At 71.9% G+C, this 12701-nt stretch carries 8 protein-coding genes; 2 read left to right on the forward strand and 6 right to left on the reverse strand.

The genetic code is table 11. From position 1 onward, the window contains the following. Positions 1-14 precede the first annotated feature (14 nt). Positions 15-1514 carry a glycosyltransferase family protein gene (locus IEY95_RS05175; protein WP_189185388.1) on the forward strand — a complete coding sequence of 500 codons (1500 nt, stop codon included), beginning with the start codon at positions 15-17 and terminating at the stop codon, positions 1512-1514. Between the two features lie 197 nt (positions 1515-1711). Here IEY95_RS05175 and IEY95_RS05180 read toward each other — a convergent pair whose 3' ends face one another. Continuing rightward, a complete protein-coding gene (locus IEY95_RS05180; RefSeq protein ID WP_189184683.1) occupies positions 1712-2290 on the reverse strand; it encodes a MarR family winged helix-turn-helix transcriptional regulator in 579 nt (192 codons plus the stop codon). Positions 2291-2414: 124 nt separating this feature from the next. Here IEY95_RS05180 and IEY95_RS05185 point away from each other — a divergent pair, with 124 nt between their 5' ends. Next, a complete protein-coding gene (locus tag IEY95_RS05185; protein WP_189184684.1) occupies positions 2415-2828 on the forward strand; it encodes an organic hydroperoxide resistance protein in 414 nt (137 codons plus the stop codon). A 116-nt stretch (positions 2829-2944) separates the two neighbouring features. On the opposite strand, the gene IEY95_RS05190 is transcribed toward IEY95_RS05185, so the two are convergent. From IEY95_RS05190 to IEY95_RS05210, 5 genes are all read right to left on the reverse strand, one after another. After that, complete coding sequence (locus tag IEY95_RS05190; RefSeq protein WP_189184685.1) at positions 2945-4525, reverse strand: hypothetical protein; 1581 nt, start codon at positions 4523-4525, stop codon at positions 2945-2947. 68 nt (positions 4526-4593) lie between these two features. Continuing rightward, a complete protein-coding gene (locus IEY95_RS05195; RefSeq protein WP_229702574.1) occupies positions 4594-5937 on the reverse strand; it encodes a hypothetical protein in 1344 nt (447 codons plus the stop codon). A gap of 2 nt (positions 5938-5939) precedes the next feature. After that, the gene (locus IEY95_RS05200; RefSeq protein WP_189184686.1) at positions 5940-8162 is read right to left on the reverse strand and encodes a bifunctional glycosyltransferase/CDP-glycerol:glycerophosphate glycerophosphotransferase; all 2223 of its coding nucleotides are present in this window, start codon (positions 8160-8162) and stop codon (positions 5940-5942) included. Between the two features lies 1 nt (position 8163). Continuing rightward, the gene (locus IEY95_RS05205) at positions 8164-10326 is read right to left on the reverse strand and encodes a bifunctional glycosyltransferase/CDP-glycerol:glycerophosphate glycerophosphotransferase (protein ID WP_189184687.1); all 2163 of its coding nucleotides are present in this window, start codon (positions 10324-10326) and stop codon (positions 8164-8166) included. A gap of 123 nt (positions 10327-10449) precedes the next feature. Then, positions 10450-12699 carry a bifunctional glycosyltransferase/CDP-glycerol:glycerophosphate glycerophosphotransferase gene (locus tag IEY95_RS05210; RefSeq protein ID WP_229702575.1) on the reverse strand — a complete coding sequence of 750 codons (2250 nt, stop codon included), beginning with the start codon at positions 12697-12699 and terminating at the stop codon, positions 10450-10452. Between the last annotated feature and the right edge of the window lie 2 nt (positions 12700-12701).

A 12701-nucleotide genomic window follows, 5' to 3' on the forward strand; every position in this document is an offset into this window, starting at 1 on the left:
CCGTCCTGCTGCCCATGTCCGCCATGCTGGCGATCGGGCTCTGGGGGCTCGACCGCGGCGGCATGTGGCGGGACGAGGCGGTGACGTTCCAGGTCGCGCGGCGCTCGGTGCCGCAGATCTGGCAGCTGCTGCACTCCGTCGACGCGGTGCACGGCCTGTACTACCTCCTGATGCACCTCGCCCTCGCCCCGCACCCCGGCGAGGTCGCCCTCCGGCTCCCCTCGGTCTGCGCCGCCGCCACCACCGCGGGCCTCGTCGCGGCCCTCGGCGTCTGCCTGTGCCGCCCGCGGGTCGGCCTGTGGGCGGGGCTGCTCTACGCCGTCACGCCCATGGCCGGGCACTTCGCGCAGGAGGGCCGGTCCTACGCGCTCGTCGCGGCGGGAGTGGCGGGCGCGACCGTGCTGTTGGTGCGGGCCATGGGGATGCCCCCTGTTCGGGCGAAGCCGAGATCTCGGGAGAGCGTGGGGGACTGGTGGGCGTACGCAGGGGTGGTCGCCGTCACGTGTCTGCTGCATGAGCTGGCAGTGCTTCTGCTGCTCGCGCACGCCGGGACGCTGGCGCTCGTGCGGGTGCCGGCGCGGGTGTGGTGGCGGTGGGGGTGCGCGGCGGGCGCCGCGGTCCTGGGGCTGGTGCCGCTCGTCCTTGTCTCGCGAGGGCAGTCGGCGCAGGTCGCGTGGCTGCCGCGGCCCGGTGCCGGGAGCGTGGAGCGACTGCTGGCGGCGTTCACGGGGTCGACGCTGCTGGTGGTCGTGCCGTATCTGGTCCTCGTCGCCCTCGCCGTGCGGCCGCCGCTCGTGCGCCGGGGCGAACTGTCGCTCCCGGCGGTCGCCCTGCCGCTGATGGTGGTCCCGCCGGCGGTGCTGATGACCGTCTCGCAGTTCTGGCCGCTCTACGACGACCGGTATGTGCTGTACGCCCTCTCCGGGGCGCCCCTGCTCGCCGCGGCGGGCGCCGAACGGCTGGTGGGTCTGATGCCCCGGCTGCGCCTCACCGTCCCCACCGGACCCCGCATCACCCTCACCGGCGTCTTGACCATCACCTTCGCCTTCGCCGTCCAGCTCCCCCTCCTCCGCCAGGACCGCACCGCCGACCACCGCGCCGACAACCTCGCCGCCGTCTCCGCCACCGCCCACAGCGAACTGCGCCCGGGCGACCCGGTGTTGTTCCTGCCGTCGATCGTGCGGCGGTCGGCGCTGGCGTATCCGAAGGGCTTCCGCGGGATCCGGGACGTCGCGCTCAGCGCGCCGGGGCCGGCGTCCGGAACGCTCTACGGGCTGGAGGCGGACCCGGGAGAACTGCGCCGCCGCCTGGCCCGGCTCGACCGGGTGTGGGTGGTCGCCGAGCCCTTCGCGCTGCGCCCGACCTGGTATCCGGCCAGCCCGACCGAGCAGGTCAAACTCGCCGTGGTCGACGAGGAGTTCGTACCCCTGGAAGAGGTCGCACGAAAGGGCGTGACCATGCGCCTGTATGTGCGCAGGGCGCCCGTACAGGGGATGCGATGGGCGATCGACTAGGGGGTTTCTGATGGATCTCCGTGGAAGAAGGAGCGGCGTTCGGTGCGTGCTCTCGGCGTGCCGGGCGGAAGTCCTCGATGGGGGTCCCCCCGCGCGAGCGAAGCCGAGCGTGGGGGAGGAGCTACTAGGGCTTTTGTCCGGTGCGGCGAGAGTGCGTGCCGGGCGTCGCGACGCCGCGGAGATCCATCAGAAACCCCCTAAACGCAGCCGGGCGTCTCCTCCAGTGCCGCCTCGTCCAGTGCCGCCGTCAGGCGGTCGAGGCGGGCCCGGAGGTCGCGGATCTCGTCGAGGTCGGCGCCCGTCGCCGCGGCGATCCGGCGCGGCACGTGCACCGCGCGCTCGCGCAGGGCGACGCCCTCGTCGGTGAGATGGACGTGCACGGAGCGCTCGTCGCGGGCGTTGCGCTCACGCCGTACGAGGCCGGCCGCCTCCAGGCGCTTGAGCAGCGGCGACAGCGTTCCGGAGTCGAGCCGCAGGTGCTCGCCGACCTTCTTGACGGGCAGCTCGCCGTGCTCCCACAGCACCAGCATCACCAGGTACTGGGGGTAGGTGAGCCCCAGGTCCTTGAGGATCACGCGGTAGACGCCGCCGAAAGCGCGCGAGGCGGCGTTCAGCGAGAAGCAGATCTGCTGGTCGAGACGGAGGTAGTCCCCGTCGGAGGGGGTGGGCGGCGCGGAGGGCGCGGAGGGCGCGGAGGGCGCGGACGGCGCAGAGGGCGCGAAGGGGGTGGGTGGCGCCGACGGGGCCTCGGGGCTCGGGGTGGGCATGGCGGTCATGGCTCCAGGATAGCTCTTGCGAGCCATTAAGTTGTGCGCAATTGAATTGCGTGCTCTAATTGAGGTCGTGAGGCGGTCGGACCGGCCGCCCCGGCAGGACTTTGACTTGAGAGGGACGGTTTCCATGGACGCGATCTACACCGCTGTCGCCACCGCAACCCACGGCCGCGACGGCCGCGCCTACAGCTCCGACGGCAAGCTCGACGTCCAGCTGGCCCCGCCGGTGGAGCTGGGCGGGAACGGGCAGGGCACCAACCCCGAGCAGCTCTTCGCCGCCGGTTACGCCGCCTGTTTCGCCAGCGCCCTCGGCCTCGTCGGCCGCGCGGCCAAGGTCGACGTCAGTGAGGCCGCGGTGACCGGTGAGGTCGGCATCGGCAAGCAGGGCGAGGGCTTCGGCCTCAAGGTGACGTTGCGGGTCGAGCTGCCCGACTCCGTCGACCAGGCGACCGGCCGCGGGCTCGTCGAGCAGGCCCACCAGGTCTGCCCCTACTCCAACGCGACCCGCGGCAACATCGAAGTCAACATCGTCGTCGAGTAGTTCCGGTCGTCGTGAACCACGCTCAGTGCCCCGCACCCGTAAGGGGTGCGGGGCACTGAGCGATGGCGGCGCTGAGCGATCGGCCCTCACCGACCCGCAGTGGCCGAACGACGTTTTCACGGTCCGACCCGCGCCAGTACCTCCCCCGTCTCCCGGCTCCAGGCGACCACCGTCGCCTCCTCCGGCACCCGCCGCCAGCGCGTCAGCAGCAGCCAGTGGACGTGATACCGCCGGGCGACGGCGGAGCGCTCGGCACGGGTCGACGCCGGGTCGAGATACGCGCGAACCGCGGCCAGCCGCCGCAGCCGCTCCCCCTCGTCGAGCGCGAGGTCGGGCCAGGCGGGCGCGGCGAGGTCCGGCCCGTAGCCCGCGATCAGGTGGACGGAGTAGTACCCGTCCGTGATGACCGCCTCGCCGGGCTTGATGTGCCGTGCCGCCCACACGTACGTCGGCCAGTGCGGCGGCTGGTCGAAGCCGACCGGGTCGAGCGCGCTCGGCACCACCGCCCCCGCCTGCACGGTGAGGAAACCGACGCACGCCCCGACGGCCGCCGCCCAGCCCAGCAGCCGACGCCCGAACCCCCACGGCCGCGCAGTCGCCAGCTCCACCCCGAGCGCGAACTGCAGCGGCACCAGCGTGAGCCCCAGGATCCTGCCGTACGTGTAGTGCCCGCTGACCCAGCCGTACGCCACCGCCAGGCACTCCAGCGCGAACATCAGCACCAGCGGATCCCGCCACCAGTGCCCTTCGCTCCGCCCGGCCCGCCGCGCCCGCAGCCACAGCGCGGGCACCCCGATCAGCGCCAGCCAGAAGTGCCCGGGCATCCCCTCGTACAGCCGCTCGTGCATCGCGTCCACGCTGCGGTCCCCGGTCAGCGCGAAGACGTCGAAGTACGGCCAGAAGGACGCGACCAGCAAGGCCGTCCCGCCCGCCATCGCCCACCGGCCGACGACGGCGGGCCGCCATCCGTGCTGCCATCCCGCCACGAACGCCGCCGCGCCGAGCGCCGTCGCGATGGACGTGATCGGGTGCACGAGCAGGATCAGGCCGTACAGCGCGCCGAGCCCCTTGTACCCCCACAGGCCCCGGAGGCCGCTCGGACCGACGTACCGGACGAGTCCGCCGGTGCCTCGCGCGAGCTTGCCCGTCAACGCCCAGGCCCAGAAGGACAGTCCGATGGCGAACGTCGACGGATAGCCGAGGTTCCCCGTCATCGACATCAGCCCCAGATACCCGCTCCACCAGGCCCGCTCGGTGCCCCACAGCAGCACCATCGCGAACAGTCCCAGCACCGGGGCCCATGGGCGAGGTGTCAGGACCCTGACGAAGCGGCCGATGCCGGTCAGCAGGACCAGCAGGTTGAAGGGGCCGGAGAGCCGTACGACCTCCCAGCCGCCCAGGCCTGTCAGCCGGGCGAAGGCTCCCTGGGCCACCGCGTACGGCGAGTAGTACGGGCTGCCCGCGCCGGGCAGATCCGCCATCGGGTGGAGAGGGTGGAGGAGATGCGCCTTGAGGCGCTCGACGACCGCCGCGTGCTGGCCGGCGTCGCAGCACAGCGGGACGCGCCAGTACGCGAGCGACATCACCAGCCAGAACAGGAAGCCGAAGAGCTGGTACGGGGTAGGACGCCAGGCGGCACCGCCGCGCAGCGCGGTGGCACCGCGCGCGACCCTCCGGACGAGGACGTCGGCGCTCACCGGGCGGAGGAGGAGGACTGAGTGGCGGTTCGCAGCATTTGCCGTATATGCCCTCCATGGTCAACGGCCTAGCCGGTCGTCACCTCATCGAGCGACCTCGGTGTGCCGCTCGAGGGGCCCGGCACCGTACCCGAGGCCTGCATCCGTGGCCGCACGACCTCCTCCAGCAGCAGCGGAAGCCCTACCACCGGGAGCAGCCACGCCAGCACGATCAGCCGGTCGCCCCAGATGTTGATGTCGGGGTGCCCGGCCTGGTTGAGGACACCGGTGAACGCGGCCGCGAGCAGGAACGCCGCGAAGGCCGGGCGGCGGCGGAGCGCTCCCCACGCGGCGGCCACCAGGGTCGTCAGAAAGAGCGGCTCCCAGAGCTGTCGGCGCAGCCACTCCACCCAGAAGTTGAGCTCCAGATGGAGGAACTCCGACCACAGGCGGGTGCGGTCGGGGCGGGAGAAGTGGGCCGTGAGCAGGTCCTGCAGGCTCTCGGACTCGGACGGGTAGTGCAGCACCTTCGCCACGACGACCGTGGCCACCGTTCCGCAGCCCGCCACCACGGCCAGGGCCCGCAGCGGACCCGTGAGCCCTCGCAGCGGCTGCCGCGGCCTCCCGCGTCGTACGCCGATCACCGCGCACGCGCCCGCCAGGCACAGCCCGAGGAACAGCGCGTGCGAGTGCTTCACCGTGAAGAGCAGCGCCAGGGACCCGCCGACCAGCCAGGTTCCGGCCCGCGCGCGGCCCTCCAGTACCAGCGCGCAGCCCCAGAGCGCCGCCAGGGTCAGTGTGAGCAGCAGGCCCTCGGTCATCGGGCGCATCGCCGTCGTGCCGCACGGCAGCACATAGAAGAGGGCCTGCCCCGACAGGGCCGCGGCCGTGGGGGCGCGCAGGGTGCGCAGCACGAGGAAGGCGAGGACGCCTCCGGCGACCGTGACGAGGACGCTCGACGCCCACAGGCCCCACTTCACGCCGAGCACCGTGATGAAGGGGACCAGCAGCGCCGGATACCCCGGCCGCACCTCGAAGATCCGCATGAAGCGCGATGACATGAACGGCACGGTGTGTCCCGCCGTCTCCCCGGCGGCGAGCCGCTTCGACACGCCCCACCACTGATCGTGCCGGCACTCCGCCATGACCCGCTTCGTGGGGCTCGGTCCGTGGAAGCGCACCACGTCGACGCTCTGGTTGCGGCGCGCGATGGACGCCTTTCCGGCGCAGGCGTAGTCGATGGTGAGCGCGGCGGCGTCGTGCTTGCTCTCGCCGCGCAGACTCAGCGCGTACGACAGGTAGTTCTTGGTGTCGGGGGTGTCCCGGCCGGTGACGTTCGCGAGCTGCAGGACGGCGAACACGGCAGCCAGGACGGTCACCCAGAACCGTGGGGAGCGCGGCGACCGGGGCCCCACGACGAAGCGCACGAGCACGCTCACGACGATGCGAGGACGTCGTGCCCCGCCTGCGCGGGCACCGGGACGGCGGGGGCCGGCTCCTCGGCCTTCTCCCCGAGCATCAGCGTCCGCACCACCCGCTCGGCCGCCCGCCCGTCGTCGAACTCGCAGAACCGCGCCCGGAATCCGGCCCGCAGCCGCGCCGCGTCCTCGTCCCGCCACGCCCCGGACGCGAACAGCCACGCCAACTCACGGTAGGAACCGGCGACATGGCCGGGCGCGTCCGCCGTGATGTCGAAGTAGGCGCCCCGGCTCGCCGCGTACGCGCCCCAGTCGTCGGTGTGCAGCACGATCGGCCGGTCGAGGTTGGCGTAGTCGAACATGAGGGCCGAGTAGTCCGTGACCAGGACGTCCGAGGCGAGCATCAGGTCCTCGACGTGCGGTTCGTCGGTCGCGTCGACCACGACCTTGCGGCGATGCAGTTCGGACAGGCCCATCCCGCGCGCCGGACCGTCCGCCAGCGACGGATGCAGCCGTACGACGAGGGTGTGGCCCTCGCCGAGATCGTCGGCGAAGCGGGCGAGGTCGATGCGGTCGATGTGGCCGCCCCGGGCGTAGTCGCGACGCGTCGGCGCGTACAGCACCACCCGGTGGTCGGCGGGGATGCCCAGACGCGCGCGGACGGCCGAGCCGTCCTTGGGCCGGGCGCGGACGAGGACGTCGTTGCGCGGGCTGCCGCTGCGCAGCGAGGTGAAGTGGCAGGGGTAGGCGCGGTCCCAGACCAGCTCGGAGTGGCGGTTGGCGACCAGGCTGTAGTCCCAGCGGTCGGCGCGGCGCAGCATCTGCGGTACGTCGAAGCCGTGCCGGGCGCCCGGCTTGTTCAGCAGGTCGGCCGCCATGTACTTCAGCGGGGTGCCCTGGTGCGTGTGGACGTGGACGCTGCCGGGGCGTTTGACGAGTGTGCCGGGCCAGTTGACGTTGTTGACGAAGTACGTGGCCCGCGCGGTGACCTGACGGTAGCGCAGGGAGTCGAGGAGCACGTGCTCGACACCATCGGGAAGCAGCGCCGCCTCTTCCTCGCCCCGTACCACCCACACCCCGCGGATGTGCGGGGCGATCTCCCGCGCCTTGTGGTACACGGCCGCCGGGTCGCCGAGCACCCCGCGGTGCGAGAACGCCGAATACACCGCAAGGTTCGGGTCCGGCGAACGGTGTTCGTGCACCGCGGACCAGCCGCGCTTGACCCGCGTGGCGGCCGCCTTGCGCACCTGCTGCCCGCGCCGGCCGAGCTCCTTGCCGAGGCGGTCCGCCTGCTGTTGGGCCCGGTAGCGGGTGAAGCCCCCTTCCAGGACCCGCAGTTCGCGAGGCACCGGTTCGGCGGTCCTGTGCTTGCGGAAGAGCGCGGCCGTCAGCCGGAAGAACTCGCCCTTGTCGGACTCGGGCAGCCGGTCCGGCTTGGAGAGGATGTCCAGACAGTGCTCGCCCATCTTGCGGTGCAGATACGGGCGCCAACTCGCCAGTTGCGGACGGGAGTCGAGGAACGCGAAGACCCGCTCGTACTGGTCGTGGATGTCGAAGTGCTTGCGGCTGGTGGTGGACAGGATGTTGCCCTGGCGGCGCTGGCGGTAGGCCAGGCAGATCCGGTCCAGCGTGGCGATCCGCTCCGCGCTGAGCATCACCGGGAACGTCCAGGGCGTGTCCTCGTAATACCCGGGCGGGAAGGCGAAGCCCTCGCGCTCGACGAACTCACGGCGGTAGACCTTGTTCCACACCACCATCAACAGCTCCAGGATTTCCGGGTGTTCGGCGGCCCTGAAAGTGCCGTCGCCCGCCTCCAGGAGCACCCGCGCGAGGACGTTCCGGCGCGTCCCGCCCCACCAGTACGTGCGCGCGTAGTCGAAGACGAGGACGTCGGGATCCTCCGGGTCGGCGGTCTCGTCCAGCCGGTCGGCGATGGCGCGCAGGGCGCCCGGGGTGAGCGTGTCGTCGCTGTCGAGGAAGAAGAGGAAGTCCCCTGTGGCGTAGGGCATTCCGGCGTTCCGGGCCCTGCCGAGCCCCACGTTCTCGGGCAGGTGCAGCACCCGTACGCGCGGGTCGCGGGCCGCGTACTCGTCGAGGATCGCGCCGCAGCCGTCCGGGGAGCAGTCGTCGACGGCGATCAGTTCGAGGTCCGTGTACGACTGCTCCAGGACCGAGTCGAGGCACTCGGCCAGAAAGCCCTGCACCTTGAAGACGGGGACGATGATGCTGAAGCGGGGCACGTCAGCTCCTTACGAGGGTGGACGCGGCGGGAGCCGGAAGACGCTCGGCGAGCGGCACCACGGGCGGGATGGCCTCCGGCGGCTCACCCAGGAGCACTCTTCGTACGACCCGTTCGGCGGCCCTTCCGTCGTCGAACTGGCAGAAGCGCTCACGGAATCGGGCACGCAGGGCCGTGGACGTCGGGTCCGCGTAGGAGCCCTCGGTGAAGACCCGGGCCAGGTCCTGCGGGGTGCGGGCCACCGGCCCCGGTGGCGCCTCCATCACGTCGAAGTAGACGCCCCGCGTCTCCCGGTAGATCTCCCAGTCGTCCGCGTACACGACGATCGGACGGTCCAGGTTGGCGTAGTCGAACATGATCGACGAGTAGTCCGTGATCAGCGCGTCGGCGGCCAGGCAGACGTCCTCGGAGGAGCGGTGTCCGGTCACGTCGATGATCCGGCCGCTGCTCCCGCGCCGGTCACCCTCGTCGTAGAAGTAGTGGGCGCGCAGCAGGACGACGAAGTCCTCGCCGATCTCCTCGCAGAAGGCCTCCAGATCGAGCCGGGCCTCGAAGCCGGTGCTGTAGTCGCGGTGCGTGGGCGCGTAGAGGAGGGCGGTTCTGCCCTCGGGGACGCCCAGGCGTGCGCGCACGCGGGCCACGTCGTCGGCGGTCGCCGTGTAGTAGACGTCGTTGCGCGGGTAGCCGTACTCCAGAGCCTCGTACGTGCCCGGGAAGGCGCGCTCCCACATCCGGGTGGAGTGCCGGTTGGAGGAGAGGTTGTAGTCCCAGCGGTCCACCCGGGTCAGCAGTTTGCTGAAGCTGCCGGTCGCGGCGGCCACCACCGGGTACGTGGACTGGTCGACGCCCATCTTCTTCAGGGGGGTCCCGTGCTGGGTCTGTACGTGGACGCTGCCGGGGCGCTTGACGACGTCGTCCGCGAAGTTGGCGTTGTTGATCAGGTACTTGGCGCGGGCCAGTACCTCCCAGGAGCGGCGGCTGCCGATCACCGCGTGGTCGATGCCCTTCGGCAGCGCGGCCACCGCTTCGGGCTCGACCAGGAACACCGAGCGGATGTGCGGGGCGAGGTCGCGGGCCTTGGCGTGGATGGCGGCCGGGTTGCAGGCGTAGCCGCGGCCCCAGTACGCGCAGTACACGGCGAGGTTCTCGTCGAGGGGGCGACGGAGGTGGGTCGCGTAGAGCGCGCGGGTGCGCAGCATCCTCGGGCGCGGCACCCGCTGAGCCGCCTTCGCGGCAGTCTGGTTGGTGCCGCGCAGCGCCCGGAACGCGCTGTAGGCACCGATCGCGAGCAACCGGTGCTGCACCCCGAGACTGCCCGGCGGCGGCCGGAACCCGGCCGGGCGGTGGCGCCGGTAGAGCCGGCCCGCGCGGCGGAAGAAGGCGCGGCGGCGACGCGCGGGCACCCGCGTCGGATGGGCCGCGGTCTTCAGGACGAGGGCGAAGAGCTGGCCGAACAGCGCGTGCGACTTGGCCGCGGACACGGTCTGTTCGGCCGCGCGGGTGAGCACCGATTCGACCTGGTCGAGGACTTCGAATTGGTGCTCACCCGGGGCGTTGAGGCGACGGCCCTGGCGGCGCAGGTGATGACGTACGCAGACCGTGTGCAGCACCGCCGCGCGTTCGGTCGCGAGGGTCACCAGGCCGCCCCAGCCCGCGTCCGTGAAGTGCCCGCCGGGGAAGGTGAGCCGGTGCTCGGTGAGGAAGGCGCGACGGTAGGCCGCGCTCCACGCCGGGGCGTATACCCCGATGATCTCCGGGTCCTTGTCGAGCGGGGGCCTGCTCGACTCGCCCTCCCACCAGTGCACCCGCTCGTGCCCGAAGTAGAGGACGTCGGTGTCGGCCCGCAGCTCGGCGTCCAGGGCTCCCAGCGCGCCCGGTACCAGATCGTCGTCGCCGTCGAGGAAGAGCAGATATGTGCCGCTCGCCGCCGCCATCCCGGTGTTGCGCGCCGCGCTCAGCCCGCCCGACGGCGGCGAGTGGACCGGAGCGACCCGGGAGTCCCGCGCGGCGTACGCGGCGGCGACCGTCCCGGCCGGGGAATCCGGCGCGTCGCACACCGGGATCAGCTCGAAGTCGCCGAAGGACTGGGTGAGGACCGAGTCCAGCGCTTGGGCCAGTCGCCCGGCGACTCCATGGGTGGGCACGATGACGCTGAAGCGGGGCATTCTGCTCTTTCTCTCAAGGGACACTGAGCCGGGTTTTCATCGCCCCGGTCGCCCGGCGGGCCGCCAGGTGGCCGGCCGGGTGGGGGTGGGCCGCGACGGGCTGGAGGGCACGCGGACTCCGGTTCACAGGTTCTCGGTGACGGGGACGGCGGCGCCGGGCGGCGGCACGGTCGCGAGGGGCGTGACAGGGCGGGCCGCGGCCGCCGACGGGACCGGGTGGCGTTCGGCGAGCGGGATGAACGGCGGCAGACCGGCGGTCTCGCCAAGGACCACACGGCGTACCACCCGCTCCGCGGCGCGTCCGTCGTCGCACGGGCAGAAGCGCTCGCGGAACGCCGCCCGCAACTGCGCGGAGCGCGAGCCGCGCCAGTGCCCCGTCGCGAAGATGTCGATCAGCTCGTCCTCGCTGCGCGCGACCGCGCCCGGCGGGAACGCGCGCAGGTCGAAGTAGGTGCCGCGGGCCGCCTCGTACGCCTCCCAGTCGTCCGCGTGGATCACGATCGGCCGGTCGAGACTCGCGTAGTCGAACATCAGGGACGAGTAGTCGGTGACCAGCGCGTCCGAGGCGAGGCACAGCGACTCGATGCTCGGATGGCCGGACACGTCGATGAGGCGGTCGCCGGACGCGCTCGCCAAAGGGGCGCCGTACGCGTGGTGGGAGCGGGTCAGCACGACGAAGCGCGGGCCGAGGCGGCGCAGCAGGCGTTCCAGGTCGAGGGTGCGGCGCTGGGTGCGGGAGTAGTCGCGGTACGTCGGCGCGTACAGGACGGCGACCGCGCCCTCGGGGATGCCGAGCGACTCGCGCAGCCGGGACACGTCCGCCGAAGTCGCCTGCTGGAACACGTCGTTGCGGGGGAGGCCGTACTCCAGAGTCGTGTACGAGGACGGGAAGACGCGCTCCCAGACCAGGGTGGAGTGGCGGTTGGCGGACAGGCAGTAGTCCCACTTGTCGACGCTGCGCAGCAGCTCGGCGAAGTCCGTGCCGCGGGCGGCCGCCGGGCGGTCCTGGAGGTCGAGGCCCATGCGCTTGAGCGGGGTCCCGTGCTGCGTCTGGATCATGATCTGGCCGGGGCGCTTGACCAGCCGCCGGTCGAAGTTGACGTTGTTCACCAGGTACTTGGAGCGGGCGAGCGCCGTCCAGTACGCGGCCGTCCCGGGGCACAGCCTGCGCGTCGGGGCCGGAATCGTGTGGTGGTGCTCGGCATGCGCGATCCACGTGGTGGTGATGTGCGGCGCCCAGGTGCGGAAGGCGGACTCCAGAGCGCCCGGGTTGCAGCCGTGGCCTCGGCCCCAGTAGCTGGAGAAGACGGCGCGGTCGGCGCGCAGCGGGAGGCGGAGCTGGACGCGGTAGTGGAGTTGCAGCGCGGCGCCGCGGGTCCTGCGGAGCAGCGTCTTGGTCCGGCGCACCAGCTGTCTGCGGACGCGGGACGCCAGTGACAGCAGGCGGTACGCGCGATGGGTGCCCAGCCTGACCAGCGCGTGCCGCACGCGCGTGCGGAGCCGGACGGGGGCTCCCGGCGTGCGGTAGCGACGGTAGTGGACACGGGACTTGCGCAGGAACTCGGCCCGCGAGCCGCGTGGCAGCCGGCCGCGCTTGAGGAACACCGTCGAGAAGTGGTCGACCATGCGGCGGAACAGGACCGGGCGCCAGTGGGCCAGCTCCGGACGGCTGTCGATGTGTGCGAAGACGCGGTCGTACTGCTCGAAGATGTCGAAGTGCTTACGGCTACTGGTGCCGAGGATGCTCCCGTGGCGCCGCTGGCGGTAGTGGACGCAGACCCGGTCGAGGGTGGCGATCGTCTCGGCGGACATCAGCACCGGATAGGTCCAGGGCGTGTCCTCGTAGTAGCCGGGCGGGAAGGCGAAGCCCTCGCGCTCGACGAACTCCCGGCGGTACGCCTTGTTCCACACCACCATCAGGACCCGCATCAGCCCCGGGCGGTCGTCGAGCCGGAACGGCGCCGGGCCCTCCTGCGTCAACTGCGCCGCGAACTGGTTGCGGACGGCCTCGCCCGACCAGTACGTGCGCGCGTAGTCGTAGACCAGGACGTCCGGTTCGGAGGTCTCCTTCAGCCGGTCGGCGATGGCGCGCAGCGCGTCCGGAGTGAGACTGTCGTCGCTGTCCAGGAAGATCAGGTAGTCGCCGGTGGCGTGCTCCAGACCCGCGTTGCGGGCGCGGCCCAGACCCACGTTCTCCGGCAGGTGCACGGCGCGCACACGGGCGTCGCGGGCCGCGAACTCGTCGATGATCGCTCCGCACGCGTCGGGCGAGCAGTCGTCGACGGCGATCAGTTCGAGGTCAGGACAGGACTGTTCGAGGACGGATTCCAGGCACTCGTGCAGGTACGCCTGAACCTTGTACGCGGGGACGATGA

It is taken from the genome of Streptomyces albiflavescens (assembly GCF_014645835.1).
In the GTDB taxonomy this organism is placed as follows: domain Bacteria; phylum Actinomycetota; class Actinomycetes; order Streptomycetales; family Streptomycetaceae; genus Streptomyces; species Streptomyces albiflavescens.

What these genes read in the sequence shown, in the direction of transcription:
- IEY95_RS05205 (WP_189184687.1), bottom strand. Translation starts at nt 10,326, where the DNA reads ATGCCCCGCTTCAGCGTCATCGTGCCCACCCATGGAGTCGCCGGGCGA.
- IEY95_RS05180 (WP_189184683.1), bottom strand. Translation starts at nt 2,290, where the DNA reads ATGACCGCCATGCCCACCCCGAGCCCCGAGGCCCCGTCGGCGCCACCC.
- IEY95_RS05185 (WP_189184684.1), top strand. Translation starts at nt 2,415, where the DNA reads ATGGACGCGATCTACACCGCTGTCGCCACCGCAACCCACGGCCGCGAC.
- IEY95_RS05175 (WP_189185388.1), top strand. Translation starts at nt 15, where the DNA reads ATGTCCGCCATGCTGGCGATCGGGCTCTGGGGGCTCGACCGCGGCGGC.